We start from the raw sequence: 26,451 nt of genomic DNA, 5'->3' as shown, positions 1-26,451 counted from the left end.
GCGTGGCCCGGGGGCGGACGATCGGCAACGCGACGGTGAACAGACCCCCAAGCTTGGACTAGACCCGTTATCTTCTCGTGACATGAAGTCGGATCAAGGCGGGGCGTTCCGGGCGGCTCAGCCAGGGCTGAGGTGCGTGGTGAAGCTGAACCGGTCCCCGCGGTAGAGCGAGCGCACCCGCTCCAGGGGCCGCCCGTCCTGGTCCCGGGAGAAGCGGTGGATCAGCAGCATCGGGAGGGCCGGCGGGGTCCCGATGAGCAGCGCCTCGCGCGGGGTGGCGAGGACGGTCTCCAGCTTCTCGTCGGCGTCGCCGAAGGAGATCCCGAGCCGCTCGCGCAGGTAGCCGTAGAAGGACGAGTCGGGGTCGAACTCGCCGTACAGGTGCGGCACTCGGGCCACCCTGATGTACGTGGACTCCAGGCCCACCCGCTCGTCGTCGGCCAGCAGCACCCGTTCCAGGTGCCACACCGGCTCGCCGGCCTCGGCGCCGATGCCGGGGGCCAGCGCGGGCGGGCAAGGCAGGGTGTCGAGGCCGATGAGCGTACGGCCGGGCCGCCGGCCCTGGCGGCGTACGCCCTCGGTGTAGCTGGCGAGGGAGAGGGGCTGTTCGAGCTTGGGGCCGGCGACGACGGTGCCGCGCCCGTGGCGGCGCAGCCGGCCCTCCAGCAGCAACTCCCGCAGGGCCTGGCGCACGGTCTCGCGGGCCACCTCGTAGCGCAGGGCCAGATCCCGCTCGGTGGGCAGCAGCCCGCCCTCGCCGAGCTCGTCGATCAGCTCCGCGATCCGGGCCTTGACGGCGTAGTACTTGGGGACGCGGCCGTGCTCGGGGATGCCGGAGCGCACGGGTTCGCCGGGGGTGTGCTGGGTCGGTTCCACAGGCCGACCCTACGGCGGCCCGGCGACCGCACGGTCGGGGGGCCGGTAGGCGGGGACCGGACGGCCCGGCCCGCTCAGCGGCGGCGCAGCCTGCGGGCGGCGACCAGGAAACCGGCGCCGGACACGGCGAGCACGGCGGCGGCACCGGCGAGCACGGCGTCACGCCCGCCCGTACCGGGTCCGGTGCTGGCGAGGGAGCCGGCAGCCCCGGGCGCTGCCGGCTCCTCCGGCCCCTCCACGGTGAAGCGGTAGCCACCGCTCTCCCCCACCCAGTCGCCGTCGTCGGCCTTGCGCTGCACGAGGGCGGCGTCGGCGACGACCTCTCCGGGCGGAGCGTCCTCGGTGAAGCCGAGGTGCACGGTGACGGTGACGGAGCCGCCGGGCGGGATGGTGAAGCCCGGGAACCCGTCGCCGCCGCCGTCGAAGACGGCGATGACCTCGTCCTCGTCGCTCTGCTCGAGCGTCACCGCGTGGGTGCGCCCGGTGCCCCGGTCCGTGAAGTCCATCAGCAGGTGGCGGGCCTTGAGCGCCCTGTCGCGGTCGGTGAACACGACCACCGGGTGCACGGCCTCGCAGGTCGTACGGGTGGTGTTGGTGAGGTCGAGGTACCAGGTCTGCGCGCCACCGCCGCTGCGGTACACCGAGGGGCCACCGCGGATCCGGGCCCCGATGGGGAACTCGGCGCTCTTCCCGTCCCCGCACTTGGGCTGGATCCGCGAGGGCAGCGCAGGGGCGGGCTTGGCCCCACCACCGGTCCCTACGTCGCGCGGGGCACCGACGGGAGCATCACCCGCGGGGGCCGGCAGGGGCACCGCCGGAGCGGAGGGCATGTCCGGGGCCAGCCCGGGCGCGGCGGCGAGGTGCGCCGCCACCACGGCCGGGGACGTGAAGGCCGGCACCACGGCGGCGCACGCGGCGGGAGCCATGGCGGTCACGGCGAGGGCGGCGGACAGGACCAGGGCGTTCCGCGTTCGCATGGGCACCTTCGCTGATCGCCGGACGATGGTCTGACCAGGTGACAATCACCCGGTCCTACCCGGCACCCTGCCACGCCCCGCGCCCATCCCCGCACCCCCACACGCCACCCCGCTGCCGGCGCGGATCAATTACCCCCGGATGGCTCAGGGGGGCTTTGGGGTGCGGACCGCGGCCGGTTGGTGCGGGCCCGGTCCGGCCCGGCGGCCGGGGGCGGTGGCCGGATGGTGCGGGCCGTTCCTGGCCTGGCGGCCGGGGGCGGTGCCGGGATGGGTGCGGGCCGTGCCCGGCCCGGCGGCCGGGGGCGGTGGTCAACGGTGAGCCCGTGGACATGTCTTCTGGATTGCGCCTCCCCGAAGCGAGCCAAGCCTGCCCGGCAGTGCGCCTACAGGCCTTCATGCGCCTCCCGGTCCTACCTTCCGTAGCCGGCCCAGGCGGTCAGAGAAGCGTGGCTGAGCTGGCTGGTGGGCTGATGGAGGCTCCCGTACACCGGAGACCGCGAACCCGTCTCGCGTGGGCGCACCTTCTATGGCTGATGTTCACCACTACCGGATCTCGATGGTTGCTCCCGTCTCGGACCTCAACCACAGAAGGTGCGCCCCACTCATAGCCGCGGGCGGTCTCCGGCGCACGGGAGCCTCCATCAGCCACCCACGAACAGCAACCACGCTTCTCTGAACGCATGAGCCGGCTACTGGACGGAATACGGGCAGGCGCATGAAGGCCTGTAGACGCCATTCCGGTTAAAGCAGTGGGCATACCGGGAGGCGCACCCCAGAAGACATGTCCACGGGCCCACCGTTGGCCACGGCCCCCGGCCGCAGGGCCGGGCACCACCCGCACCACGCAATCCCACCCCCACCCCTACACGCCCACCCCACCCCACCCCTACACGCCCACCCCGAACACCCTCCCCAGCACCAGTTCCGCCGCACCCAGCGCCACCGCGTCCCCGGGCGCCACCGCGACCGGCACCTCGTACGCACCCAGCGCCCGTTCCCGCAGCACTTCCGCGCACCCGCGCGCGAAGACGTCCGGCGCCCGCGCCACCACCCGGCCGCCCAGCAACACCCGGTCCACGTCGAGCAGGGCCACCAGATTGGCCGCCGCCGCACCCAGCACCCTGGCGGCCCCCGGCAGATCACCCCGCGCCACCGCGTCCAGGCACAGCGCCTCGGCGCACCCCCGCGCCCCGCACCCGCACTCGGGCCCGTCCAGCAGCAGGACCTGGTGGCCGAACTCCCCCGCGCCCGTGCGCGGCCCGCGGTGCAGGGTGCCGTCCAGTACGAGGCCGGCGCCCAGGCCCGTACCCACGTGCAGGTACGCGAAGGAACCCGCACCCCCGCGCCCCGCACCGCCCGCACCCAGCGCGCCCGCGTTCGTGTCCTTGTCCAGCACCACCGGGAGCTCCGGACCGAGCGCCCCTGCGAGGGCGGCCCGCAGGTCGACGCCCTCCCACTCGGGGAACCCGGTCACCCGGCCCAGCACTCCCGTGCCGTGGTCCAGCGGCCCCGGCGCGGCGACCCCGACCCCGAGCACCCCCGGGCCCGTGGCCAGCGCGGCCACCTCGCGCGCGACGGCCGGCACCACCGCGGCGGCGCCCGCGCCGAAGTCCAGCGGCCCGCCGCGTTCCTCGGCCACCCGCCCCGCGAGGTCCACGCGGAGCACCCTGAACTCGTCGCGGTCGACCTGGACCCCCAGCGCACAGCCCGCTTCCGGCACCAGCCGCAGCAGGGTGCGGGGCTTGCCGCCGGTCGGTTCCCGGCGTCCGGCCCCGGCCACGAGCCCCTCTTCCCGCAGCCTGGCGGTGATCTTGCTGACGGCCTGCGGCGTGAGGCCCGTACGACCGGCCAGCTCCAGCCGGTCCACCCCCGCCTCGCCCGCCTCGCGGAGCAGCCCGAGGACGAGCGCGTCGTTGTGTCCGCGCAGGCCCGGCAGGTTCACGCCGGCCCGCCCGACGGCACCCCGCCCCGGGCCGACGCCCGGGCCGACGCCCGGACCGACGCCCGGACCGCCACTGTCCCGCCCCACGCGACCCGGCCCGCCTCCCGGACCGGCGCCGAGCCCGCCTCCGTCTCGCGCCTCGCCCGCCCCACCCTGATTCCCCTGCATCACCTGGCTCACCAGCCCATTGTCGCCACTCCTTGCACTTTGGCAACAGCGTTGCTTAAGTAGGTCCATGACGTCCACGACTACGCCCGCCCCCCTCCGCGTCGCCGTCATCGGCTACGGCCTGGCCGGTTCCGTCTTCCACGCCCCGCTCGTCGCCGCCACGGACGGGCTGGTCCTCGACACCATCGTCACCGGCAATCCGGAGCGCCAGGCGCAGGCCCGCGCCGAGTTCCCCGGTGTGCGGATCGCCGAGACCCCCGAAGAACTCTTCGACGACCCCGGCGCCCTCGACCTGGTCGTCATCGCCTCCCCCAACAAGACCCACGTCCCGCTGGCCACGGCCGCACTCCGGGCCGGACTCCCCGTCGTCGTCGACAAGCCGGTCGCCGGGACGGCGGCCGAGGCCCGGGAGCTGGCCGCCCTCGCCGACGAGCGCGGGCTGCTGCTGTCCGTCTTCCAGAACCGCCGCTGGGACGACGACTTCCTCACCCTCCGCGGCCTGCTGGAGCGCGGCGAGCTGGGCGAGGTGCAGCGGTTCGAGTCCCGCTTCGAGCGCTGGCGGCCCCAGCTCAAGGGCGGCTGGCGCGAGTCGGGCGCGCCCGAGGAGATCGGCGGGCTGCTCTACGACCTGGGCAGCCACGTGGTGGACCAGGCCCTGGTGCTCTTCGGCCCGGCGGTGCGGGTCTACGCCGAGGCCGACGTACGCCGCCCCGGCGCCGAGACCGACGACGACACCTTCATCGCGCTCACCCACGCGTCCGGCGTCCGCTCGCACCTCTACGTCAGCGCGACCACCGCGCAGCTCGGCCCGCGCTTCCGGGTGCTCGGGTCGGGCGCGGGGTACGTGAAGTACGGCCTCGACCCGCAGGAGGCGGCGCTGCGGGAGGGCAAGCGTCCGGCCGCCGGCGCACCCTGGGGCGTGGAGGCCGAGGGCCGGTGGGGCCGGCTGGGGTCCGGCGAGTCGCCGCTGACCGGCGGCGGCACGCCCGTACCGACGGAGCCGGGCGACTACCCGGCGTACTACGCGGCCGTCGCGGCCGCCCTGCGCGGCGAAGGGCCGAACCCGGTCAGCGCCTACGAGGCCGCCGCGGCACTCGACGTACTGGAGGCCGCGCGCCGCTCGGCGGCCGAGGGCGTCACGGTCGACCTCTGACCTCCGACCTCTGGCCCTCTGGCCGGGAGCCGGGGCCGCCCCCAGCCCCGGCTCCCGGCCCCCAACCACCGATCAGGCGTTCTTGAGCTCCTGCCGCTGACGGCCCAGGCCGTCGATCTCCAGCTCCACGACGTCGCCGGCCCGCAGGTACGGCTTCGGCTCGGGCTGGCCCATCGCCACGCCCGCCGGGGTACCGGTGACGATGACGTCGCCGGGGTAGAGGGTCATGAACTGGCTGAGGTACCGGACGACCTCGCCCACCGGGAAGATCTGGTTGGCCGTGGTGCCGTCCTGCTTCTGCTCGCCGTTGACCCAGAGGCGGACGCCCAGGGTCTGCGGGTCGCCGACCTCGTCGGCCGTGACCAGCCAGGGGCCGAGCGGTGTGAAGGTCTCGCAGTTCTTGCCCTTGTCCCAGGTGCCCCCGCGCTCGATCTGGAACTCGCGCTCCGAGATGTCGTGGGCCAGGACGTAGCCGCCGACGTGGGCCAGCGCCTCCTCGGCGGAGTTGAGGTAGCGGGCGGTGCTGCCGATGACGACGCCCAGCTCGGCTTCCCAGTCGGTTTTGACGCTGCCGCGCGGTACGAGCACGGTGTCGTCGGGGCCGACCACGGTGTCCGGCGCCTTGAGGAACATGATCGGCTCCTCGGGTATCGCGGCGCCGATCTCCTCCGCGTGGTCGTGGTAGTTCAGCCCGATGCCCACGATCTTGCCGATCCGGCCCACGGGGGCGCCGGTGCGCAGCCCCTCCGCGTCAAGGGCCGGGAGCTCGCCCGCGGCGGCCGCTTCCCGTACCCGGGACAGCACCGACTCGTCGGAGAGCAGGGCTCCGTCGATGTCCGTGACGAGGCCGGACAGGTCCCGGAGGGTCCCGTCCTGGTCCAGCAGCGCGGGGCGCTCAGCCCCCACCGGGCCGACTCGCAGCAGCTTCATGGGCATTCTCCCGTGGTCGAGGGTGGTCGACCCGTGGACATGCCCCGGGCCGGACGATGGGTTGCGGCCATCGGAGGATTGGCCGATCCTCCAAGAAGTCCACCCAATCCGCAAGACCCCGTTCACAGACTGGAACGCGACCCCGTCCCGGTGGTACGGGCCGCCACCTCCCAGCGCCACTGGAGCCAGGCGCGCTCCGCCGCCGTCCAGGCGGTGGTGGTGAGCAGGTAGAGCCCGGCGGCCAGCGGCACCACGGCCGCGGTGACCACGGTCCCGAAGGCCAGCAGCGGCAGCCACCGTGTGACCTTCTGCAGGGCCTCACCCCCGGGCAGCTCGCCCGCACCGGCGGAGCCGACCGCGGCACCGGCCGCACCGGCCGCCCCGACCCCAGCACCGGCGCCGGCACCGGCACCGGCACCGGACCGACCACCGGTCGCACCACCGTCCCCGGCCCGCCCGCCGCTCCGCGTCCGGGACCCGCCGCCGGCACCCAGCTCGGGCACGGCTGCGGCGAGTCCGCCGGCCCGCCGGGCCCGCAGCACCGTCCACGTGGCCACGGCGGCGATGGCGGCGAAGAGCCCGAGGAAGACCAGGCTCTGCGCCCCGACGAGGCCGCCCTCCCCCAGCGCGTCCGCCCACCGCGAGCCGAGCGGCGCCGCGAACAGCCGGTGGTCCAGCAGCGCGTTCACCTCTCCCCCGATCCGGTCGGAGGAGAAGACCCGGTACATCACGAAGAACACCGGCAGCTGCGCGAAGATCGGCAGCAGCCCCGCGAACGGGGACACTTTCGCCTCCGCGTGCAGTTCGAGCACCGCCTTGCGCAGCCGCTCGGCGTCCTTCGGTGCCGGGTGGCGCCGCCGGAGCTCGGCCACCTGCGGCGCCAGGGCCGCCCGGGCCTGCTGCGACCGGAAGGCCGAGCGGTTGAGCGGGTACAGCGCCACCCGTACGAGCAAGGTGAACACCACGATCGCCGCGGCGGTGGCAGCGGCGGCGAAGACCGGGTCGAGCAACCCGGCGAGAGAGGTGACAAGGGTCGAGAAGACGGACATACGGGCCCTCCGAAGGGTCTCGTCCTGCGTTCCGGCATGGGATGTCGGCGCGACGAGCCACGGGGGCGCGGTGCTGGAGAAGAAGGGGATGAGGGATCCGGATGACGATCCCGGGACCCGGGGAAGAAAAAGTGGAACCAACCTTCCCGGTTCAGGTCCGTGAACGCGCCCCTACGCAGCCGTCAGGGCAGGACGCCCTGGGGCCCTGGGCCGGGAGCGGCCGGCCGCGTCGGGATCGCGCTGCGGCAGGAAGGCCGTGCGCTGTTCCCTGTCCCGCATCGCGGTGCGTATTCGGGTCGGCGGCACGGTGAGGACGACACGCGCGGCCAGGACCGCGCAGGTCATGGCGGTGGCGACGGCGGCCGTGGCGGCCAGGGCGACGGCGGTACCGAGCGAGCCGTCTCCGGCGAACGCCCCCAGCAGCCCCAGCAGACCGCCGAGCCCGAACAGACCGAGGAGCCCGAACAGCGCTCCGCGCTCACCGTCGCGTGCCATCACGTCCCCTCCCCCGCCCTGCCAGCCGTCTCGCCCCTTCACCCCCTAAGACCACCCAACCGCCAATCCGGTTGCCCGCCCCCGCCCACGAGAATCGAAGCTTTGAAGATCACCGGCTACCGAGGCACCGAGGACCTCAACACCCCCCACACCACCAACCGGTACTTCGAGGTGAACTCCGGCGTGCAGGTGGTCAGCGTGATGTACGAGCCGGGCGCGGAGTAGCCGTACGACGGCCGGACGACGCTGCGCGGCACGGGAGCGATCACCCCGCCGTCCCGCGCGGAGGTCTGATCGAGCCGCTTGTCGACCACGTACGTGTACCGCCGGCCGCGCACGTCGACGACCAGCAGGTCGCCCGCCCGCAGCCGGTTGACGTAACGGAACGGCTCCCCATGGGTGTTGCGGTGGCCGGCCAGCGCGAAGTTGCCCTGCTGCCCCGGCTGCGCCGTACCGGCGTAGTGCCCGACGTACCCCCGGTCCAGCACCGCCCGCTTGCCCACGCCCTGCGCGACCGGCGCCACCACCCCGAGGCGCGGGATGCGCAGCACGGCGTACGGCTCCTCCCCGCGCGGCGGTTCGACCCGCGCGCGCCCCCCGCCGCCCGGCACCGTGGCCCGGACCGGCGGCGAGGCCCCCGGCTCCACGACCGGCTCGGCGCCGCCCGGCTCCACCGGCACGGCTCCCCCGGGCGCCTCGGCGGGCCCGGCTGCCCACCTGCTCTCCAGGGCCCGTACCTGGCCGCGGGCCTCGGCCAGCGCCTCCCGGTTGGTCCACCACAGCTGGTGCACCACCAGCAACAGCAGCACCAGCCCGCAGGTGACGGCCAGTTCAGCGCCGCCCCACAGCAGCCGGCCGGCCCCCACGCGCCGGAGCGAGGACCACCGGAACCCGGACCACCGGGGCCCGCCGCCCGGCCCGCCCGAACCACCCGGCCCGCTCCACCCGACCGACCCGCGGGAGGCGCGCAGCGTCACGTACCGCGTACGCCGGCCCTGTACGACGACCGGAACCCGCTCCCGCACCGGCTCCCCCTTCCGCCGGGCGCACCCTAGAACCTCCCGCGCCAACTGACCAGCGTCAGACCGACCTGCGGCAGTACGGTGTTGACCATGCGCCCCGATACGCCTGACGAGCACGTCGCCGAAGCCGATCGCCTGCTGCGCACGGCCTCCCGCTACCCCGAGGACCAGGAGCCGCTCATCCTCCAGGCCGCGGCCCATCTCGAACTCGCCGACGAACGCGAGCGGGCGAGCGCCCTGTACGACCGCCTCCTCGCCGGCACCCCCGCGAACCCGCACCTGATCAAGGCACTCCAGGCCGCCAACCTGTGGGAGTACGGCCACGAGGCGGAGGCCCGCGCGCTGATCGCCGGCATCCGCGCGGCCGCGCCCCAGGACCCCGCCCCCTGGGAGGTCGTCGCCGAGGCCCTGGAGGCCCACGACGAGCTCGCGGAGTCACAGGCGGCGTTCACGGAGGCGGCCACCCTCCTGATCAGCGAGGACGAACCCCTCTCGACGGCTTCCGCCGCCCTGCTCACCGGACGCCACCGGGTACGGCGCCTCCTCGGCCTCCCGCACGACGACTGGGACATGGTCGCCGACACCCGCCACACCGGGCCGATCCCGCTGGACGAGCTCCACGACCCCAAGCGCATCTGGGCCCTGGGCTCGAACGACCCGGCCGAGCTGCGCGCCGAGATCGCCCGGCTGCGGGCGGAGCTCGGCGACCGCCGCGCCGCCCTCTCGCGCCCGTTCCCGGTGGCCGTCCTGCACTGGCCGGCGGCGGAGCTGACCGAACTCCTCACCTCGTACCCGGCCCTCCAGGCGGAATACCCGTCCCACGAGGCGCACCTGAACCAGATCGAGGCCTCCCTCCGCGACCTCGCCTCCTCGGGCACCCCGAACCTGGGCATCGTCACGGGCAGCGTCCCCTCGTACGAAGCCTTCGCGGCCTCCGAGAAGACCTCCCCGTCCTCCCCGTCCCTCCTGGCCGAATACGCCACCACCCTGGCAGCCCGAGGCAAGGCCACCGCTTGGCCCCCCGCCCCGTCCTCCCCGTGCTGGTGCGCCTCGACCCGCCCGTACGCAACCTGCCACGGCGCCCTCTGACCGTCGGAGCCGAGCACCGAACGGAACCTCACCAGGGCCAGAGCCGGACCAGCGTTCCTGTCACGATGGCAATCAGCAGGGCCGATCCGTGGAAAGGATTCTTCTGATGCCACCGCAAGAGTGGGTGCCCCCTGCCGGTTCCTGGGCCTCATCTGCGGCCCGGCGTAGGAACATGCAGGCCATCCGGAGCCGTGACACCAAGCCCGAGCAGCTGGTGCGCCGGCTCGTGCACGCGCAAGGGCTCCGCTACCGAGTCTCAGCCAAACCCCTGCCGGATTTCCGCCGCACGGCTGACATGGTCTTCAGGCCGACGAAAGTCGCAGTCTTCATCGACGGCTGCTACTGGCACGGCTGCCCTGAGCACTACGTGGCGCCCAAGACCAACCCGGGCTACTGGTCCGAGAAGGTGGCCCGGAACGTGGCTCGGGACCGCGACACCGACCGGCAGCTCGAGGAGGCCGGGTGGACCGTGCTCCGCTTCTGGGAGCACGAAGCACCGGAGACAAGCGCCAACGAGATCGTGCTCACCGTGAACCGGATCCGCCGTAAGCCAGAAGACGACACCGAGCCGTCGTGATCTCCGGAGGCTGAGATCGAGGCCCGGTTCGGCAGCGTCGTCCCGTCAGGGAGACAACAACGGCAGCTGGAGTTGGGTGTGGCCCCTGGCGTGGATGGTGAGGGGGGTGGGGCGGGTGGTGGTGAGGGTGAGGAGGGTGCGGAGGGCTTCGACGATCAGGGCAGGGGCGTCGCGGAGCATCGAAGGGGTCGCGCTCGCCACTAGGACGCCGTGGGACTCCAGGCGGAGGCAGCGCAGGAGCGTGGCGTGCCAGGAGTCGCGGGTGTAGTGGTACTCCGCCGAGTCGACCTCCAAAGCCACGCCCTCGTCGGGCCAGTACGCGTCCGGGGTGGCCAGGAAGGTGCCGTCCGGGGTGTAGAGGCGGGCGTTCCAGAGCGGGGGCGGGAGGTCGGAGGCGGCGAGGGCGTCGCGGGCCCTCCCCTCGGCGATCGAGCGGACGCCGACCAGCAGTTCCGTGGCCGCGGCGCGGGTGGCGGGGCGGTTCAGGGCGCGGGCGGCGCGCAGCTCGGCGTGCAGGTCGTGCGGGTGGACCCAGCCCGACTGGACGGTGTTGGCCAGTACGGAGCGGACCTGGTCGGGGTCGGTGGCGCGCAGGGCGTAGTCCGCCGCCGCGCGGACCGGCCGGGTGACGGGGATGCCGTCGACGCTCATCGTGACCGGCCAGCGGCTGGTGGGCATGGGGCGTACGTACCCGGTTGCCCGGAGCGTGCGCGGGGCGCGGACCAGGACGTCCACCGGGGTGGCCGGGGCGTCGCGGATGCCGAGCAGGGCGAGTGCCGCGCCGCCGGTGAGGACTGCGCCGGCGCCCGAGAGGGGCTCGGCGTCGGCCGGGGCCGCGTACAGCACCGCGGCAAGGGCGCGCTGGCGCGGGTCGGGCGGTCCGGTCTGGAGCAGGCAGACCCGGGGCAGCGGCCGCTGCCAGGGCCCTCCCGGGCGGGTGCGGCGGCTGATCGTGCCGGCCGCCACACCGGCCCGCCGGAGCTGATGGGTCGTGGCCAGGTTGAGCTGCCGACGGGCGATGGGGTTCGGGTCCCGTGTGGGTGCTGGGGCCGGCACGGGCGCCCTTCCTGAGGCGGCCGCCCGGCCTGGTGCAGGCCCGGAGCGGGGCCCTGAGCGGGGCCCTGCGGCTGCTGCTCGATCTGCTGCGGGCGGCGGTCCTGGGGCCGGCCCCTGGGCGGGCCCCTGGCCCCGGGCATGTGCCGGGCCGCAAGTCGGCTCAGGTGCCGGGCCCCGGGCGGGTGCTGGTCCCCGTACCGACTCCCGTGCCGCTCCCCGGGCAGGTGCCGGGCCCCGTGCCTGGCCCTGGGCGGGGGCCGGGCCCCGTGCCGGTTCCTCGGCTGGTGCCGCTGTCTGTGCCGGCCCCCGCGCCCGGCCCGGTTCCGGGGTCTGTCGCGTTGCCCGTCCGGGTGCCGGACCGCGGCCCCGTCCCGGCGCCGTTGCCCTTCCCGGTGCCGGTCCCCGGCCTGGTCCCGGTGCCGGTGCCGGTGCCGTCGGGCGTCCCCTGCCCGGTGCCGGGCCGCGTGCCCTGGTGGGTTGGGGGATGCGCGTGGTGGCGCGCGTGTCCGGGTGGTCCGGCGTTGGCTCGGGGCCCGCGGGCTGGGGGTGTGCGTTGTCGGTGATCATGCCCGCGGTATGCCCCGTGCCGGGTGGGAGTCATGCCTGGGGCGGGGCTCCGGGTGGCTCGGGGCAGGTCATGCCCGGGACCGGGCTCCGGGGTGGTTCGGGGCGAGGAAGACCAGGACGCCGTTGGCCGTGCCGGGGAGCGGGGGGACCTCGTGCCAGCCCAGGCGCCGGTACGTCGCCACCGTGTCCGCGGCCTTGCGCGCGGTCAGCAGCCAGGCCCGGCCATCCGGCGCGTCCGCCGTGATCTCGGCCAGCAGCGCCCGGCCGGTGCCGTGCCCGCGGGCGTACGGGCGTACCGCGAGTTCGTCCACCTCCAGGGCCCCGACCAGCAGCTCCGCCACCCGGTCCTTGCCGAGCTGCGCCGCGACGCCGGCGTACGCACGGCCGGCCGGGAACGGCGCCGGGGTGAGCCAGGCGGTCGCGAAACCGTCGATACCCGCCTCCGACTGGGCCAGCGCGGTGCGGAAGCCGGCGCGGCGCGCGTCGGACTGGAGGCGCCCGCTGAACTGGCGAATGGTTTCTTCATCCTCGTTCCACGGCGGGGCGGAGAAGACCTCGGCGTACGCGTCGACCAGCTCGTCCGAGAGGTCGAGGACGGCCGGTCCGTAACAGATCACGTGTGTACTCCCTGCACGGTAAGCGCCGGTTGGGCGGCTTGGGGCGTTTCTCCCCTCTCGGAGAGCGAATCTACGCCGGGGCGGTTCCCGGGGGGCCAGGTCCGCGGATCCGGAGGGTGCGGGGCAAATCCGACTTCTGTGCGCCGGTCCCGAGCTGGCCCTTTGCGGACCTCGCCCCCGACCCAGCGGGCGCCGCCCCGGCCCCGCCCTGACCCCACCCCGCCGCCACCCCGCCGCCGGACCGCCGCCGGACCGCCGTGGCACCGCCCCCGCGCCCTCTCCCCCCGTATCGCAGCCGCCGCCTGCGCGTTGAGTGGGTGTCAGACCGAAATTCGTACGTACGGCGAGCCGGAGCACCCATGTCCCAAGGCCTGTTGACCAGACTCCTGCTCGGCGTGGGCGGCTGCGCCGTGGCGTTCCTGCTCGTGCTCGGCCTGATCTCCCTGCTGCCGCCGACGGTCCAGGACGCCGTGCCGGACTCCGTGCTCGGCGGCGCGGTCCTCGTCCTCGGTCTGGCCGGCGCCCTCCGGGCCGCCCGGCGTCCGCGTTAGCCTCGAAAGCCTCGGATGTTCCGAATGCGTCCGAGGAACCGGATCCCAGGGAGGGGATGGACCATGGCGCGGATTCCCACGGCAGCGGTGACCGCCGGCGGGCTGGTCGGCGGCTACGCCGTCGCACGGTGGACACGGAAGCGGCCGCTGGGCGGTGCGGTACTGGCCGCCGCCGGAGCGGTGGCGGCGCGCGAGTGGCAGCGGTACGCGGGCGTCCCGGCCGCCGCCGCGCTGGGCGGTCTGTACGTGGCCGGCTTCGCCGGCTCGCACCCGCTCGCGAAGAAGATCGGCGCGTGGCCCGCCGTACTGGCCGCCGCCGGCGTCGTCTCCACGGCGGCCTGGCTGGTCTCGGACCGGCTGCCCTCGGGGGACGAGGACTGGTCCTGCGAGAAGCCGGAAGAGCTCTAGGGAGCTGACGGGGACGGCGGAGCGGCCGGCCACCACAGGAGGCCCGCCCCCGCGGTCGCCCGGACGCGGGCGGCCCCACCACGGGCTCGCCCGCCGCCCGGGCTCACCCCGAAGAGCGGGCGCACCCCGAAGACCGGCTCGCCCCGCCGCCCGGCCGCACCCCGAAGTCCGCGCCCTGGCCCAGCGCCCCTACGCCCCCACCGCCCGCGACACCGTGTAGATCAGCAGGCCCGCCAGCGCGCCCACCACCGTGCCGTTGATGCGGATGAACTGCAGGTCGCGGCCGATGTGGGCCTCGATCTTGCGGGAGGTGTGCTCGGCGTCCCAGCCAGCCACCGTGTCCGTGATGAGGGACGTGATCTCGGTGCGGTAGTTGGTCACCACGTACACCACCGCCCCCTCCGTCCAGCCCTCCACCTTCGCCTGCAGGCGTCCGTCCGTGGCCAGCCGCGCGCCCAGCGACATCAGCGAGGACCGCACCCGCAGCCGCAGCTCGCTGCGCTCGTCCTCCGCCGCCGAGATGATCATCGAGCGGACCGCGGACCACGCGGAGGCGATCACGTCCTGCACCTCGCCGCGCCCGATCAGCTCCGTCTTCAGCCGCTCGACGCGCTCCCGCGTCTCGGTGTCCGACTGGAGGTCCGCCGCGAAGTCGGCCAGGAAGCGGTCCACCGCCCCGCGCGCCGGGTGCTCGGGCATGTCCCGCATCTCGGTGACGAAGCGCAGCAGCTCCTTGTAGACCCGCTCGCCCACCTTCTTGTCGACGAACCGCGGGGTCCACCCGGGCGCACCGCCCTGCACCGCGTCCATCACCGAATCCGCGTGCGTGACCAGCCAGTCGTGCGCCTTCACGCACACCAGGTCCACGACCCGCCGGTGGCCGCCGTCGGTGACGACGCGCTCCAGGGTCTTGCCGACCGCCGGCGCGATCTCCGCGCTCTCGGCGCGCCGCGTGATCGCCTCGCCGACCACGGCCTGGACGTCCGAGTCGCGCAGCACCGTCAGCGCGCCGCGCAGCGCGGTGGCGAGTTCGGCCGTCACCCGGTCCGCGTGCTTCGGCTCGGCGAGCCAGGCGCCGAGCCGGCCGCCGATCCCGAGGGCGTGCAGCCGGGCCCGTACGACGTCCGAGGAGAGGAAGTTCTCTCCGACGAACTCGCCGAGCGAGACGCCCAGCTGGTCCTTCTTCGTCGGAATGATCGCGGTGTGCGGGATGGGCAGGCCCAGCGGCCGCCGGAAGAGCGCGGTGACGGCGAACCAGTCGGCCAGCGCGCCGACCATGCCCGCCTCGGCCGCGGCGGCCACGTAACCGGCCCAGGCTCCCGCGCCGGTGTTCTGGGCCCACTTCGCGAGCGCGTAGACGACGGCGACCAGCAGCAGCAGTCCGGTGGCGGTCGCCTTCATACGGCGTACGCCGCGCCGCTTCTCCTCGTCGGCGGCGCTGTACGCGAAGACCGCGCGCCCGCCCCGCGGCGGCCCGCCACCGGCACCGCCAGGGCCACGCCGGCCACCGCCGCCACTCCCGCCACCGGCACCGCCACCGCCACCGCCACCACCGAGGCCACTCCCGCCACCGGCACCACCCGCACCACCGATCCCGCCCGGCCCACCAGCCGCACCTGGACCGTCGGCCGCACCCGGCCCACCGATCCCGCCCAGCCCACCAGCCGCACCTGGACCACCAGCCGCACCCGGCCCGCCGGCCCCGCGCTCCGCCTCGCGCCGCGCCCCAAGTGCCGGCGTACCTGTGCCTTCCACCGCTCTCCTGCCTTCCCCCGCCCCCCTGATGGCGCTGCGGCCCGCTCCCGTACCGTTCGTACGCATAGCATCTGGTCGCAGTGCCACTGTCGCCTACTTGACCGACTCCCGGGACGCGCCACGAGTTCCCGGAGTCGCCCATTCCGGCGTACCGCACCCCCGCACCCGCCACCGGAGGAGAGCCCCCCGCATGACCGCCCCGAGCCCAGGCCGCTTCAATTCCCGGCAGCGCCGGAGCCTGCTCGGCGCCTTGGTGGCGCTGGTCGTCCTCGGAGTGGCGGGGATCTTCACGGCGGTCCTCGTCGGCGTGTCGGGTGCCGACGGCGACGACCCGCGGGGTTCCGGCCGAAACACCGGCCGGACCGCGGGCCCGGTGGACCGCGGCGGCGCGCTCACCCCCCACTGGGTCGGCACCTGGTCGGCAGCACCCGTCGGCCCCGAGCCGGACACGTACCGGCGCGGCCACTCCGGCCGCACCTTCCGCAACGTGGTGCACGCCGGCATCGGCGGCGACCAGGTCCGCATCACCCTCTCGAACCTGTACGGCGAGCAGCCCCTGCGCATCGGCAGCGCGACCGTCGCGCTCGCGGCCGGCGCCACCACCCCCGCCGCCGAGCGGGGCTCCCTGGCACCGCTCACCTTCGGCGGCGCGGCCACCGTCACCGTCCCCCCCGGCGACGAGGTCACCAGCGACGCCGTCGGCCTGCGCGTCCCGGCGGACACGGACCTGCTGGTCAGCACGTTTGCACCGGCGTCCGGGGAGCCGGGCGGCCCGGTCACGTACCACCCCGGCGCGCGCCAGACCTCGTACGCCGCCGACGGCGACCGTACGCAGGACGAGTCGGGCGACCCGTACGACGCCCGGACCACCGCCTGGCGGCACCTGGTCGCGGTGGACGTGCGGACGGACCGGACGGCCGGGACGATCGTGGCCTTCGGCGACTCGATCACGGACGGCGCGATGTCCTCGGTGGACGAGAACCGGCGCTGGACCGACGTACTGGCCGACCGGCTACGCAAGGGCGGGGCGGACGAGCAGTCCGCCGCGGACACCGGCACCGACATCACGACCGGGACGGGCACCGGCACCGGCACCGCCGGTCCCGGCAAGGGCGGCGCCACGCCCCGCCTGAGCGTGGTCAACGCCGGCATCAGCGGCAACCGCCTGCTGCGCGAAGGGGTCGGCCCCAGCGGCCTCGACCGCTTCGACCGGGACGTGCTGTCCCGCGCGGGGGTCCGGGTCGTGGTGATCGAGCTCGGCATCAACGACATCGGCCGCACCGCCCGCCCCACCGAACCCGAGAAGATCGTGGCCGGCCTGCGCGAGCTGACCGAGCGGGCGCGCGCCCGCGGGATCCTGGTGGTGGGTTCGACGCTCACGCCGTACGGCGGGCACAAGAGCTACTCGGCGGAGGGCGAATCGGTTCGCCGCGCGGTGAACGCACGGATCAGGGCTGGCGAGGTCTTCGACGCCGTGGTGGACTTCGACCGGATCCTGCGCGACCCGGAGGCCCCGGACCGGCTGCGCGCCGAGTACGACTCCGGGGATCACCTGCACCCCGGCGACGCGGGCTACCGCGCGATGGGCCGGGGCTTCGACCTGAAGCTGCTGAGGTCCTGAGGGGCTCGACGAGGGTCCCGGGGAGGGGCCGGCACCAGGCCCCCCGCCCCCGGGTACCCGTCGGAAAATCGCCAGCGCCCGGGTCCCGCACCTGATGGACTCTGACGCATGACCACCACCTCGGCCGCACAGGCCTTCGCCGCCCTGCACGACCCCGCCGCCCCGCTCCGCCTCGCCAACGCCTGGGACGTGGCCAGCGCCCGCATCGTCGAGGCCGCGGGCGCGCCCGCCGTGGCGACCACCAGCGCGGGCGTCGCCTGGAGCCTCGGGTCGCCCGACGGCGACGTGCTGGGCCGGGAGCGTGCGGTGGATCTGGTCCGGCGGGTCGTCGCGGCCGTCGGCGTACCGGTCAGCGCGGACATCGAGGGCGGCTTCGGGGCCGACCCCGACGGCGTCGCCGGGACGGTCGCCGCCGTCGTACGGGCGGGCGCGGCCGGCATCAACATCGAGGACGGCCCGCGCGACCCCGCCGACCAGGCCGAACGCCTCGCCGCCGCCCGTGCCGCGGCCGGCCCCGAGCTGTACGTCAACGCCCGCATCGACACGTACCTCTTCGGCCTCGGCGAGCCCGGGCCCGCCCGCCTCGACGAGACCCTCCGCCGCGCCGAGGCCTACCTCGCCGCCGGAGCCAGCGGGATCTTCGTGCCCGGCACCACCGATCCGGCCGTCGTCGCGGAGCTGGCCAAGGGCATTCCGGCCCCGCTGAACGTCCTCGTCGGCCCGGGCGCGCCGAGCGTGTCCGAGCTGGGCGCGCTCGGCGTGGCGCGGGTCAGCCTGGGCTCGTCGGTCGCCGAGGCCGCGTACGCCGTGGCCCGGCGCGCGGCCGCCGAGCTGCTGTCCTCGGGCACGTACGGCGCGGTCGCGGACGGCCTCGAGTACCGCGACCTGAACGCCCTCCTGCGCGGCGACGCCTGAGGCCCCTGAGGTGGCCGGGACGGGTGATCCACCCCCACCCGGGGCGCGAACCCGGCCATCCCTGCCCGATAGCGGGCAGAATTCTCGACGTCAGCCCGCCCGGTCCCTAGGATTCCGCGTCATGCGCACAACAAAGGACAGCCCCGCCGCCCTCGCCACGGCCTCCCCCGCACGGCACCTCGGCGGGGCCGTCTGGGCCGCCCTGCTGATCGTCTACGTGGTCTGGGGCTCGACGTACCTCGGCATCCGGGTGGTCGTCGAGACCGTGCCGCCCTTCCTCTCCTCGGGCGGCCGGTTCATCATCGCGGGCCTGCTGATGACCGGCCTGATCGCCTGGCGCTTCGGCCCCGGCGCCCTCCGCGTCACCTGGCCGCAGCTGCGCTCCGCCCTGGTGGTCGGCCTGCTGCTGCTCCTCGGCGGCAACGGCATGGTGGTCCTGGCCGAGACCGCGGTGCCGTCCGGGCTCGCGGCGCTGCTGGTGGCCGCGGTGCCGATGTGGGTGGCGGTCTTCCGGGCCGCGACCGGCGACCGGCCGCCCGTGCGCACCCTGACGGGGGTCGGCGTGGGCATGGGCGGGCTGGCGGTGCTGACGCTCCCGGGGCTGAGCGGCGAGATCAAGCTCTGGGGCGTGGTGCTGGTCCTGATCGGCACCGTGCTGTGGTCCCTCGGCACCTTCTCCTCGGCGCGGCTGCCGATGCCGAAGAACCCGTTCACGGCCAGCGCGTACGAGATGCTGGGCGGCGGAGTCGCCTCGCTGACCGTGGCGTTCGTGCGGGGCGAGCAGCACGGGTTCTCGTTCGCCGAGGTGTCCACGCGGTCCTGGGTCGCCTTCGGGTACCTGATCGTGTTCGGTTCGCTGGTCGCCTTCTCCGCGTACGCCTGGCTGCTGCAGTCCGCGCCGCTGTCGCTGGTCTCGACGTACGCGTACGTCAACCCGGTGGTGGCCGTGCTGCTCGGCGCCCTCATCCTGGGCGAGGCACTGACCTGGCCCATCGTGGTGGGCGGCGCGATCGTGGTGGCCGGCGTGGTGGTGATCGTCAGCACGGAGCGCCGCGGCCGGGCGGGCAGTTCATAGGCGAGCCGGTCCAGCCCGCCCCGGTCACCCCTCGGCGGAAGCGGCCGGGCCGGGGACCGGGGCCTGGAGGACCTTGCTGATCCACTCCAGCGAGCCCTCCCGCATGCCGCGCACGTAGTCCCTCCCGTTGTGGGCGCCGCCCTGGATCACCCGCACCGTGGTGTGCACGGGACCCTTGCCCCAGTTCCGCACGAACCGGTCGAGCTTCTCCTTGCCGTTCTCCTGGGTGCCGATCTGGAAGTTGACGTAGACGTCCGGGCCCTTGCGGTCGATGATCCGCTGGGCCAGCACCTCCGGGTCGTTCTCCCGCCTCTCCTTCTCGTGCCCCTTCCAGAGCGGCGAGTCGGGCGCGGTCTCGGGCCCGCTGGCGATCACCGCCTTGAACCGCTCGGGGTGCGCCATCACCTGCTTGAGACCGACGTAGCCGCCCGAGGACGAGCCCATGAAGGCCCAGCCGTCACGCGAGGTGAAGGTGCGGAAGTTGGCCCTGACGAAGTCCGGGACGTCCTCGGCCATCCAGGTGCCCATCCTGGGGTGGCCCGGTATGTCGGAGCCGTCGTAGTAGAACTTCCGGTCCGGGTTGATCACCGGCATGACCACGATGAACGGCAGGCTGGTCCCGGCCTCCACCCCGTCGGCCACGGCCTGCTGAAGGCCGAGGTCGGTGCCCATCCAGTAGTTGGTGGGGTACCCGTGGCCGCCCGGCAGGGCGATCAGCACGGGGAAGCCGCTCCTGGCGTACCGCGGGTCCTTGTACTCCTTCGGCGTCCACACCCACACGTCGCCGGTGAAGCCTGACTTCCCGCCGCGCAGGGTGGTCCTGCCGATCTCGGTGCCGTCGGGCAGGCGGTTGGCCCGTACGAAGCGCGCCTCCGGGCCGGTGGGCAGCGACACCTCGGGGCCGGCGGGGCGACGGTCGGGACCGTTGCCGGCGGCTGTCTCGTCGGCGGCGTTCTGCTGGTTGAAGGACATCGGCTCGCCGTTGTCGGAGAAGGCGTCGAGCCGGTGCGCGAGCAGGCCGCCGCCCGCGACGAGCGCGGCGGCGACGACGCCGGCCGCCCAGGCGGTGCGTCTGTTCCTGCGGCGCCTGCGGTCGCGGCGCCCTTCGGCCGCCCGCGGGGGGTACGGATCGGACGGGCCTCCACCACCGGGGTACTGCTGCACGGACCTTGGCTCCTCAGGACAGAACGGACGAGAAGGGACGAGATGTCCCACCCAGCCTGATGAGCAAAACGCCGCACGGGTTTCAGAAGGTGATGAATCACCCAGCCCTGGCCCACACGGACCCGTGGCAACGCGCAGGCCCCCACGGAGACCGCGGCAGGCCTCCGCCTACTCCGGCCGCACCCCGTCCAGCACCGCGGCGCACCGCCCCAGCATCCCGGTCAGCGCCGCCCGCTCCGCATCGGTGAACTCCTCCGCCAGGGCCCGCTCCACCCGGATCGCCGCCGCGTCGGCCTCCGCCAGCACCGCCTGGCCCGCCTCGGTGAGCCGGGTCTCCAGCACGTTGCGGTGCCACTCGTGCGGGGTGCGCTCGATGAGCCCGCGCTCCTGGAGGTTCTTCAGCACGGTGTTCATGGTGGGTGGCGTGACCCCGCAGACGCGGGCCAGGGCAGCCGCCGAGATGCCCGGGTTCTCGGCGAGCGAGAGCAGGGCGGCGTACTGCGGAACCGTTACTCCTGCCGGCTTGAGCGCGGCGTGCTTGGCCGCCTGGAGGGCCTGCTCGGCCCGCTTGACGTGGAAGCCGAGGCGCTCGGCGGCGGGCATGGAGGTCATCTCCGCATCGTAACGGCCGTGCGCACCCGACACCCCCTCATGACGATAAGACCATTGACGATCATTAGAGTTCTAATCTACATTCGCACCGATCCGAAAAGAAGAACAAGAAGAGCAAGTAGAACCGAGAGGCTCCCATGCGCTTCCGCACCCTGGCCGCCACCACCGTGCTGCTCGCCACCGCACTGCCCGCGCTCATCCCGACGACCGCCTCCGCCCGGCCCGCGGACCACCTCCGCACGGCCCCGGCCACGCCCACCGTCACCACGGCGTACGGCCTGCCCGGCGCGGCCGTGTACCCGGAGGGCATCGCCGCCGACCCGTACACGGGAGCGGTGTACGTCGGCTCGTACGCGGACGGCACCGTCTACCGCGCGATACCCGGCCGGCACACCGCCGAGGTCTTCCTCCCCTCCGGCACGGACGGCCGCCGCACCGCCAACGGCCTCAAGGCGGACCTGCTCGGCAGGCTCTGGGTCACCGACTCGACCAAGGGCGTCGCGGTCTACGACGTACGCACCCGCCGGCTGCTCGCCCGCTTCGACGTCCCCGGCACCGCACCCCGCTTCGTCAACGACGTCGCCCTCGCCCCCGACGGCACGGCGTACCTCACCGACAGCGTCCGCGAGGTGGTCTACCGGGTCACCCCGGCCGACTTCGCGTACGCCCGCACCCACGGCGGCACCGGAGAGCTCACCCCGCAGTACGACCTGTCCGGCACCCTGGAGCCCCACCCCGCCGGCACCTTCACCCTCAACGGCATCGTGGCCGACCCCGCCGGCCGGTACCTCCTGGTCGTCGACATGACCGGCGGCGACCTCTACCGCATCGGCCTGCGCGACGGCGCGGTCCGCAAGGTGGCCCTGACGGGCGCCGACATGACCCACGCGGACGGCCTCGACCTGCGCCACGGCACGCTGCGGGTGGCCCACAACACGGTCAACACCCTCACCCGCTGGCAGCTGGACCACGACGGCACGGCCGCCCGCCTGGTCCGCACCCTCACCGACCCCTCGCTGGAAATCCCCACCACCCTGGTCCACACCCGGGGCCGCACCCTGGTGGTCCGCTCCCAGTTCGACAAGGGCGGCCCCCTCGGCTCCCCCGGCACCCCGGGCCCCTTCACCGTCGCCGCGGTGACGGGCCTCTGAACCACCGCCCGCCCCCCCAACGCAGGAGGGGGCCGGACGCGGCAACGTCCGGCCCCCTCAGGTGCGGTCAGAGACCCGTCAGGTGCTCCGGGCGGACCGGCGTCCTGTTCAGCTCCAGACCGGTCGCCGCGCGGATCGCCGCGAGCACGGCCGGGGTGGACGACAGCGTCGGGGCCTCGCCGATGCCGCGTACGCCGTACGGCGCGTTGGGGTCGGCCAGCTCCAGGTAGTCGACCGGGATGGCCGGGGTGTCCAGGATCGTCGGCAGCAGGTAGTCCGTGAACGAAGGGTTCCGCACCTTCGCCGTCTTCGGGTCCACGATGATCTCCTCCATCACCGCGACGCCCAGGCCCTGCACGGTGCCGCCCTGGATCTGTCCCACGACCGACAGCGGGTTCAGCGCCTTGCCCACGTCCTGGGCCACGGCCAGTTCGACCACCTTCACCAGCCCGAGCTCGGTGTCCACCTCCACCACCGCGCGGTGCGCGGCGATCGAGTACTGGACGTGGCCGTCACCCTGACCGGTCCTCAGGTCGAAGGGCTCGGTCGGCCGGTGCCGCCACTCCGCCTCGACCTCCACCACCTCGTCCTCCAGGACGTCCACCAGGGCGCAGAGCACCTCGCCGCCCTCCGTGACCACCTTGCCGTCCTCCAGCAGCAGCCCCGCACCGGCCCACGCCGGGTGCTGCGCACCGAACTTGCGCCGCCCGGCCTCCAGGACCCTCTCGCGGACCAGCCCGCAGGAGTTCTTGATCGAGCCGCCGGTCATGTACGTCTGGCGGGCCGCGGACGTCGAACCGGCCGACCCGACCTGCGTGTCGGCCGGATGGATGGTCACCTGCTGCACGCCCAGCTCCGTACGCGCGATCTGCGCGTGGATGGTGATGCCGCCCTGCCCGACCTCGGCCGCGGCGGTGTGCACCATCGCGACGGCCTCCCCGTTGATGACCTCCAGGCGCACGCGCGCCGTGGAGTAGTCGTCGAAGCCCTCGGAGAAGCCGACGTTCTTCAGCCCGACCGCGTACCCGACCCCGCGGACCACGCCCTCGCCGTGCGTGGTGTTCGACAGACCGCCCGGCAGCGCCCGTACGTCCGCCTCGCCCTCGGCCACCTCCCACTGGCGCTCCGGCGGGAACGGGCGCTCGCTGAGCCGGCGCAGCAGCTCGGCGACCGGCGCCGGCGAGTCCACGACCTGCCCGGTCGGCATGACCGTCCCCTGCTCCATCGCGTTCAGCTGCCGGAACGCCACCGGGTTCATCCCCAGCTCCGCCGCGAGCTTGTCCATCTGCGCCTCGTACGCGAAGCACGCCTGCACCGCACCGAAGCCGCGCATCGCGCCGCACGGCGGGTTGTTCGTGTAGAGCCCGATCGCCTCGATCTCGACGTCGTCGACGACGTACGGGCCCGCCGACAGGGACGCCGCGTTGCCGACGACCGACGCCGTGGACGACGCGTACGCGCCGCCGTCCAGCACGATCCGGCACTTCATGTGCGTGAGCTTGCCGTCGCGCGTGGCGCCGTGCTCGTACCAGAGCTTGGCGGGGTGCCGGTGCACGTGGCCGAAGAACGACTCGTAGCGGTTGTAGACCATCTTCACCGGCTTGCCCGTGCGCAGGGCGAGTACGGAGGCCAGGATCTGCATCGAGATGTCCTCGCGGCCCCCGAAGGCGCCGCCCACCCCCGCCATCGTCATCCGGACCTTCTCCTCGGGCAGCCCGAGGACCGGCGCGATCTGCCTGAGGTCCGAGTGCAGCCACTGCGTGGCCACGTACAGGTCGACGCCCCCGTCCTCGCAGGGCACCGCGAGGCCGGACTCCGGGCCGAGGAAGGCCTGGTCCTGCATGCCGAAGGTGTACTCGCCGGTGACGATGACGTCCGCCCGCCGGGCGGCCTCCGCCGCATTGCCGCGGACGATCGGCTGACGGTGCACGATGTTCGGGTGCGGGACGTGACCGGCGTGGTGGTCGTCGCGGTGCTCGTGGACCAGAACCGCGTCCTCGGCCAGGGCGGACGCCTCGTCGGTGACGAGCGGCAGCTCCCGGTACTCGATCCTGATCTTCGCGGCGGCACGGCGGGCGGACTCCGGGTGGTCGGCCGCCACGAGCGCGACCGGCTCACCGTGGTGCCGCACCTTCCCGTGGGCCAGCACCGGAGTGTCCCGGAACTCCATGCCGTAGTGCTTCACCGGCGCCGGCAGGTCGTCGTACGTCATGACCGCGTGGACGCCGGGCACGGTGAGCGCTTCGGACGTGTCGATCGACACGATCTCGGCGTGCGCGACCGTGGACCGCAGGGTCTGCCCCCACAGCATGTCCTCGTGCCACATGTCCGAGGAGTACGCGAACTCGCCGGTGACCTTCAGGGTGCCGTCGGGACGCAGCGTCGACTCGCCGATGCCGCCCCGCGTGCGGGAACCCTGGGTGACGTCGGTCGGGATGCCGGTGGTGGTACCAGCCATGATCAAACCGCCTCTTCCTGGGTGTTCGGTGCCGCGACCCCCGTACGCGGCATGCGCAGAAGTAGACAGCGCGACCACCGGGGCGAGGCAGTCACCGAACGCTCAGAACCGCGCTCGCCAACGCCTGTGGAGGACCGTGCCTTCGTACCGCGGCACGCCCCTGAACTGGGACGATCCGCGCCCCGGGTTTCCCGCACCCGAGGTGAGAAGGTGTCGGTCATGCGGCTACGGGAACTGCTGGAGACCGAGGGACTCGGGCTGACCCTGCTCGTGGACGGAGGGGAAGCCACCTCTGACACCGCCCTGGACCGCATCGTCCGGGCCGTCCCGACCGTCGACCTGGCCGACCCCGGCCGCTTCCTGACCGGCGGCGAGCTGGTCCTCTCCGAACTGGCCTGGTGGCACCGGGACGGGGACGCCGAAGCGTTCGTACGCGCGCTCGGCCGGGCCGGTGTCACGGCCCTCGCAGCGGGCGAGGCGGCCCACGGACGCGTCCCGGACGACCTCGTACACGCCTGCCGGCGGCACGGCCTCCCCCTCGTCGCCGTGCACCCGGACACACCGTTCACCGCGGTCACCGAGCACGTCCTGCACCGCCTGCGCCCCAGGCCCGCCGGCGACCTGGCCGCCGTACTCGAACGCCACCGCCGCCTCCTCACCGACCGCAGCGCCCCGGACTCCGTACTGGAGCTCCTGCGGCAGGACTTGGGCATCGGCGTACGCGTCCTGTCCGTGACCGGACGGCAGATCGCCGGCGCGCGCCCACCCCTGCACACCGCCACGGCGGCCGCACTCTCCGGGAGGTACCTCGCCGCACGCCGCGCGGGCGAGCCGGCCCCCCACCGCGTCACGGTCGGAGACCGCTCCTGCACCCTCCTGCCGGTCCGGGCGCCCGGCACCGGATCCGCCGGATCCGCACCCGGCGCCGAACTGGGCGACTGGCTCATGGCCGTGGAAGCCGACGTCACGGAGCGGCCGCCCTCGGACGGCGAACTCCTCGCCCGCGTCACGGAACTGATGGCCGACGCGCGGCGCGCCCACGACCAGGCGAAGGCCGCACTCAGCGACCTGGCCCACCGGCTCCTCGACCTCCTGCACGGCAGCGTGCCGCCGGAGGAGATCCCCGTACGGCTGAGCAGCACCGCACAGGCCATCGTCAGCCGGACCTTCACCTGGCCGCGCTGCCAGTTCGTCGTCGCCCGTGCCGAATGGCAGGCCCAACGTCCCGTTCCCGCGCCGGCGTTGCGCGCGCTCCTGGAAGAGGCCCTGATCCACCCGGACGGACCGGCACCGGTGTCGGCCGAGGACATCGCGGCCACCGTCGACGGGGACCAGGCCGTCCTCTTCGTCCTGGTCCCCGAGCGGGCGGACGGGCTCCCCGCGCCGGCGCTGGACTGCGCCGCTCTCCAGCGCCGCCTCACCGCCGTGCTCGGACGCTGGCTCGGCCCGGACGGCCGCCTCTCCGTCGGCGTGGGCACGCCCGTGGCGGAACCAGGCAACGCCCGCGGGGCTCTCGAAGAAGCCCGCACCGCCCTGCGCCTGGCATCCGAGACCCCGGACCGGGTGACCGTACGCGGTCCCGACCACCTCACCTCCGGCATCCTGTCGCTGCTCCCGCTGATCCCGGCCGCGACCCGAGGAGCCTTCGCCGCCCGCCTCCTGGGCCCCCTGCGCGACCACGACGCCCGTCACCGCACGGACCTGCTGCCCACGCTGGAGACGTTCCTCGCCTGCGACGCCTCCTGGACCGCGTGCGCCGCCGAACTCCACTTGCACACCAACTCGTTGCGGCACCGCATCGCCCGCATCGAACAGCTCACGGGCCGCGACCTGTCCCGCCTGGAAACCCGCCTGGACTTCCTGGCAGCCCTCGGGTGCGGCTGACCGCCGGGCCGGCCGACCCCCAAACGCAGAAAAGCCCCGCACCTTGATTCTTTCGAATCAAGGTGCGGGGCTTTCCCACAATGATTGTTCGGCGGCGTCCTACTCTCCCACAGGGTCCCCCCTGCAGTACCATCGGCGCTGAAAGGCTTAGCTTCCGGGTTCGAAATGTAACCGGGCGTTTCCCTAACGCTATGACCACCGAAACACTATGAAGTTAACCAACCGGGCAGAATCACGGTCGTTACTTCAGAACTAACACAGTGGACGCGAGCAACTGAGGACAAGCCCTCGGCCTATTAGTACCAGTCAGCTCCACCCGTTACCGGGCTTCCACATCTG

General features: G+C 74.0%; 23 protein-coding genes and 1 rRNA gene. 10 read left to right on the top strand and 14 right to left on the bottom strand.

All coding sequences use genetic code 11. The annotated features are described in order from the left end of the window. Positions 1 to 117 precede the first annotated feature (117 nt). The 3 genes from ACIQUQ_RS16845 to ACIQUQ_RS16835 form a co-directional block, all read right to left on the bottom strand. Positions 118 to 876: a GntR family transcriptional regulator gene (locus tag ACIQUQ_RS16845; RefSeq protein WP_403976349.1), complete on the bottom strand. Its 759-nt coding sequence runs from the start codon at positions 874 to 876 to the stop codon at positions 118 to 120. Positions 877 to 950: 74 nt separating this feature from the next. Beyond that, on the bottom strand, positions 951 to 1,853 hold the full coding sequence (locus ACIQUQ_RS16840; protein WP_403976347.1) for a hypothetical protein: 903 nt from the start codon (positions 1,851 to 1,853) through the stop codon (positions 951 to 953). Positions 1,854 to 2,739: 886 nt separating this feature from the next. Then, entirely contained in the window at positions 2,740 to 3,795 is a 1,056-nt protein-coding gene (locus ACIQUQ_RS16835; RefSeq protein WP_403976345.1) for an ROK family protein, read from the bottom strand. A 235-nt stretch (positions 3,796 to 4,030) separates the two neighbouring features. On the opposite strand from ACIQUQ_RS16835, the gene ACIQUQ_RS16830 reads away from it, so the two are divergent. After that, positions 4,031 to 5,116 carry a Gfo/Idh/MocA family oxidoreductase gene (locus tag ACIQUQ_RS16830; RefSeq protein ID WP_403976343.1) on the top strand — a complete coding sequence of 362 codons (1,086 nt, stop codon included), beginning with the start codon at positions 4,031 to 4,033 and terminating at the stop codon, positions 5,114 to 5,116. 72 nt (positions 5,117 to 5,188) lie between these two features. Here the strand turns inward: ACIQUQ_RS16830 and ACIQUQ_RS16825 are convergent, their stop codons facing one another. From ACIQUQ_RS16825 to ACIQUQ_RS16810, 4 genes are all read right to left on the bottom strand, one after another. Then, positions 5,189 to 6,046 carry a fumarylacetoacetate hydrolase family protein gene (locus ACIQUQ_RS16825; RefSeq protein ID WP_403976341.1) on the bottom strand — a complete coding sequence of 286 codons (858 nt, stop codon included), beginning with the start codon at positions 6,044 to 6,046 and terminating at the stop codon, positions 5,189 to 5,191. A 122-nt stretch (positions 6,047 to 6,168) separates the two neighbouring features. After that, positions 6,169 to 7,095 carry a YidC/Oxa1 family membrane protein insertase gene (locus ACIQUQ_RS16820; protein ID WP_403976339.1) on the bottom strand — a complete coding sequence of 309 codons (927 nt, stop codon included), beginning with the start codon at positions 7,093 to 7,095 and terminating at the stop codon, positions 6,169 to 6,171. Between the two features lie 171 nt (positions 7,096 to 7,266). Next, positions 7,267 to 7,590, bottom strand: coding sequence for a DUF6412 domain-containing protein (locus ACIQUQ_RS16815; RefSeq protein WP_403976337.1), 324 nt, complete (start codon positions 7,588 to 7,590; stop codon positions 7,267 to 7,269). Between the two features lie 116 nt (positions 7,591 to 7,706). Then, positions 7,707 to 8,456, bottom strand: coding sequence for a class E sortase (locus ACIQUQ_RS16810; protein ID WP_403976633.1), 750 nt, complete (start codon positions 8,454 to 8,456; stop codon positions 7,707 to 7,709). Positions 8,457 to 8,702: 246 nt separating this feature from the next. On the opposite strand from ACIQUQ_RS16810, the gene ACIQUQ_RS16805 reads away from it, so the two are divergent. Then, entirely contained in the window at positions 8,703 to 9,701 is a 999-nt protein-coding gene (locus ACIQUQ_RS16805; protein ID WP_403976335.1) for a tetratricopeptide repeat protein, read from the top strand. A gap of 106 nt (positions 9,702 to 9,807) precedes the next feature. Next, positions 9,808 to 10,278, top strand: coding sequence for a very short patch repair endonuclease (locus ACIQUQ_RS16800; RefSeq protein ID WP_403976333.1), 471 nt, complete (start codon positions 9,808 to 9,810; stop codon positions 10,276 to 10,278). A 45-nt stretch (positions 10,279 to 10,323) separates the two neighbouring features. On the opposite strand, the gene ACIQUQ_RS16795 is transcribed toward ACIQUQ_RS16800, so the two are convergent. Together ACIQUQ_RS16795 and ACIQUQ_RS16790 are read right to left on the bottom strand one after the other, a co-directional pair. Further along, the gene (locus tag ACIQUQ_RS16795) at positions 10,324 to 11,334 is read right to left on the bottom strand and encodes a hypothetical protein (protein ID WP_403976331.1); all 1,011 of its coding nucleotides are present in this window, start codon (positions 11,332 to 11,334) and stop codon (positions 10,324 to 10,326) included. A 635-nt stretch (positions 11,335 to 11,969) separates the two neighbouring features. Beyond that, positions 11,970 to 12,518, bottom strand: a complete 549-nt coding sequence (locus ACIQUQ_RS16790) for a GNAT family N-acetyltransferase (RefSeq protein ID WP_403976329.1) — start codon at positions 12,516 to 12,518, stop codon at positions 11,970 to 11,972. Positions 12,519 to 12,892: 374 nt separating this feature from the next. Between ACIQUQ_RS16790 and ACIQUQ_RS16785 the strand changes: the two genes are divergently transcribed. Both ACIQUQ_RS16785 and ACIQUQ_RS16780 read left to right on the top strand, forming a co-directional pair. Next, complete coding sequence (locus ACIQUQ_RS16785) at positions 12,893 to 13,069, top strand: hypothetical protein (protein WP_403976327.1); 177 nt, start codon at positions 12,893 to 12,895, stop codon at positions 13,067 to 13,069. 63 nt (positions 13,070 to 13,132) lie between these two features. Then, entirely contained in the window at positions 13,133 to 13,477 is a 345-nt protein-coding gene (locus ACIQUQ_RS16780) for a hypothetical protein (protein ID WP_399956663.1), read from the top strand. Positions 13,478 to 13,666: 189 nt separating this feature from the next. Here ACIQUQ_RS16780 and ACIQUQ_RS16775 read toward each other — a convergent pair whose 3' ends face one another. Then, complete coding sequence (locus tag ACIQUQ_RS16775) at positions 13,667 to 15,298, bottom strand: DUF445 domain-containing protein (RefSeq protein ID WP_403976325.1); 1,632 nt, start codon at positions 15,296 to 15,298, stop codon at positions 13,667 to 13,669. A 124-nt stretch (positions 15,299 to 15,422) separates the two neighbouring features. Here ACIQUQ_RS16775 and ACIQUQ_RS16770 point away from each other — a divergent pair, with 124 nt between their 5' ends. The 3 genes from ACIQUQ_RS16770 to ACIQUQ_RS16760 all read left to right on the top strand — a co-directional run bounded on the left by ACIQUQ_RS16770 (position 15,423) and on the right by ACIQUQ_RS16760 (position 18,843). After that, positions 15,423 to 16,853: a GDSL-type esterase/lipase family protein gene (locus ACIQUQ_RS16770; protein ID WP_403976323.1), complete on the top strand. Its 1,431-nt coding sequence runs from the start codon at positions 15,423 to 15,425 to the stop codon at positions 16,851 to 16,853. 108 nt (positions 16,854 to 16,961) lie between these two features. Beyond that, positions 16,962 to 17,768: an isocitrate lyase/phosphoenolpyruvate mutase family protein gene (locus ACIQUQ_RS16765; protein ID WP_403976321.1), complete on the top strand. Its 807-nt coding sequence runs from the start codon at positions 16,962 to 16,964 to the stop codon at positions 17,766 to 17,768. A gap of 121 nt (positions 17,769 to 17,889) precedes the next feature. Further along, on the top strand, positions 17,890 to 18,843 hold the full coding sequence (locus ACIQUQ_RS16760) for an EamA family transporter (RefSeq protein WP_403976319.1): 954 nt from the start codon (positions 17,890 to 17,892) through the stop codon (positions 18,841 to 18,843). Between the two features lie 24 nt (positions 18,844 to 18,867). Here the strand turns inward: ACIQUQ_RS16760 and ACIQUQ_RS16755 are convergent, their stop codons facing one another. Together ACIQUQ_RS16755 and ACIQUQ_RS16750 are read right to left on the bottom strand one after the other, a co-directional pair. Beyond that, the gene (locus tag ACIQUQ_RS16755; protein ID WP_403976317.1) at positions 18,868 to 20,007 is read right to left on the bottom strand and encodes an alpha/beta hydrolase; all 1,140 of its coding nucleotides are present in this window, start codon (positions 20,005 to 20,007) and stop codon (positions 18,868 to 18,870) included. 168 nt (positions 20,008 to 20,175) lie between these two features. Continuing rightward, positions 20,176 to 20,619, bottom strand: coding sequence for a MarR family winged helix-turn-helix transcriptional regulator (locus ACIQUQ_RS16750; protein ID WP_403976315.1), 444 nt, complete (start codon positions 20,617 to 20,619; stop codon positions 20,176 to 20,178). 137 nt (positions 20,620 to 20,756) lie between these two features. Between ACIQUQ_RS16750 and ACIQUQ_RS16745 the strand changes: the two genes are divergently transcribed. Continuing rightward, a complete protein-coding gene (locus ACIQUQ_RS16745) occupies positions 20,757 to 21,770 on the top strand; it encodes an SMP-30/gluconolactonase/LRE family protein (protein WP_403976313.1) in 1,014 nt (337 codons plus the stop codon). A gap of 67 nt (positions 21,771 to 21,837) precedes the next feature. On the opposite strand, the gene ACIQUQ_RS16740 is transcribed toward ACIQUQ_RS16745, so the two are convergent. After that, on the bottom strand, positions 21,838 to 24,228 hold the full coding sequence (locus ACIQUQ_RS16740) for a xanthine dehydrogenase family protein molybdopterin-binding subunit (RefSeq protein ID WP_403976311.1): 2,391 nt from the start codon (positions 24,226 to 24,228) through the stop codon (positions 21,838 to 21,840). 219 nt (positions 24,229 to 24,447) lie between these two features. On the opposite strand from ACIQUQ_RS16740, the gene ACIQUQ_RS16735 reads away from it, so the two are divergent. Beyond that, positions 24,448 to 26,112, top strand: a complete 1,665-nt coding sequence (locus ACIQUQ_RS16735) for a PucR family transcriptional regulator (protein ID WP_403976308.1) — start codon at positions 24,448 to 24,450, stop codon at positions 26,110 to 26,112. 86 nt (positions 26,113 to 26,198) lie between these two features. On the opposite strand, the gene rrf is transcribed toward ACIQUQ_RS16735, so the two are convergent. Further along, positions 26,199 to 26,315, bottom strand: a 5S ribosomal RNA gene (gene rrf / locus ACIQUQ_RS16730). Positions 26,316 to 26,451: the final 136 nt, after the last annotated feature.

The organism is Streptomyces sp. NPDC101118, assembly GCF_044759445.1.
Classification (GTDB): domain Bacteria; phylum Actinomycetota; class Actinomycetes; order Streptomycetales; family Streptomycetaceae; genus Streptomyces.
This window is presented reverse-complemented; position numbering and strand designations above follow the sequence as displayed.

Bases quoted from the DNA above. Each gene is read 5' to 3' on its own strand.
- ACIQUQ_RS16770 (WP_403976323.1), top strand. From the start codon at position 15,423: ATGACCGCCCCGAGCCCAGGCCGCTTCAATTCCCGGCAGCGCCGGAGC.
- ACIQUQ_RS16750 (WP_403976315.1), bottom strand. From the start codon at position 20,619: ATGACCTCCATGCCCGCCGCCGAGCGCCTCGGCTTCCACGTCAAGCGG.
- ACIQUQ_RS16840 (WP_403976347.1), bottom strand. From the start codon at position 1,853: ATGCGAACGCGGAACGCCCTGGTCCTGTCCGCCGCCCTCGCCGTGACC.
- ACIQUQ_RS16745 (WP_403976313.1), top strand. From the start codon at position 20,757: ATGCGCTTCCGCACCCTGGCCGCCACCACCGTGCTGCTCGCCACCGCA.
- ACIQUQ_RS16760 (WP_403976319.1), top strand. From the start codon at position 17,890: ATGCGCACAACAAAGGACAGCCCCGCCGCCCTCGCCACGGCCTCCCCC.
- ACIQUQ_RS16820 (WP_403976339.1), bottom strand. From the start codon at position 7,095: ATGTCCGTCTTCTCGACCCTTGTCACCTCTCTCGCCGGGTTGCTCGAC.
- ACIQUQ_RS16800 (WP_403976333.1), top strand. From the start codon at position 9,808: ATGCCACCGCAAGAGTGGGTGCCCCCTGCCGGTTCCTGGGCCTCATCT.
- ACIQUQ_RS16780 (WP_399956663.1), top strand. From the start codon at position 13,133: ATGGCGCGGATTCCCACGGCAGCGGTGACCGCCGGCGGGCTGGTCGGC.
- ACIQUQ_RS16825 (WP_403976341.1), bottom strand. From the start codon at position 6,046: ATGAAGCTGCTGCGAGTCGGCCCGGTGGGGGCTGAGCGCCCCGCGCTG.
- ACIQUQ_RS16735 (WP_403976308.1), top strand. From the start codon at position 24,448: ATGCGGCTACGGGAACTGCTGGAGACCGAGGGACTCGGGCTGACCCTG.
- ACIQUQ_RS16765 (WP_403976321.1), top strand. From the start codon at position 16,962: ATGACCACCACCTCGGCCGCACAGGCCTTCGCCGCCCTGCACGACCCC.
- ACIQUQ_RS16740 (WP_403976311.1), bottom strand. From the start codon at position 24,228: ATGGCTGGTACCACCACCGGCATCCCGACCGACGTCACCCAGGGTTCC.
- ACIQUQ_RS16830 (WP_403976343.1), top strand. From the start codon at position 4,031: ATGACGTCCACGACTACGCCCGCCCCCCTCCGCGTCGCCGTCATCGGC.
- ACIQUQ_RS16815 (WP_403976337.1), bottom strand. From the start codon at position 7,590: ATGGCACGCGACGGTGAGCGCGGAGCGCTGTTCGGGCTCCTCGGTCTG.
- ACIQUQ_RS16805 (WP_403976335.1), top strand. From the start codon at position 8,703: ATGCGCCCCGATACGCCTGACGAGCACGTCGCCGAAGCCGATCGCCTG.
- ACIQUQ_RS16775 (WP_403976325.1), bottom strand. From the start codon at position 15,298: ATGCGTACGAACGGTACGGGAGCGGGCCGCAGCGCCATCAGGGGGGCG.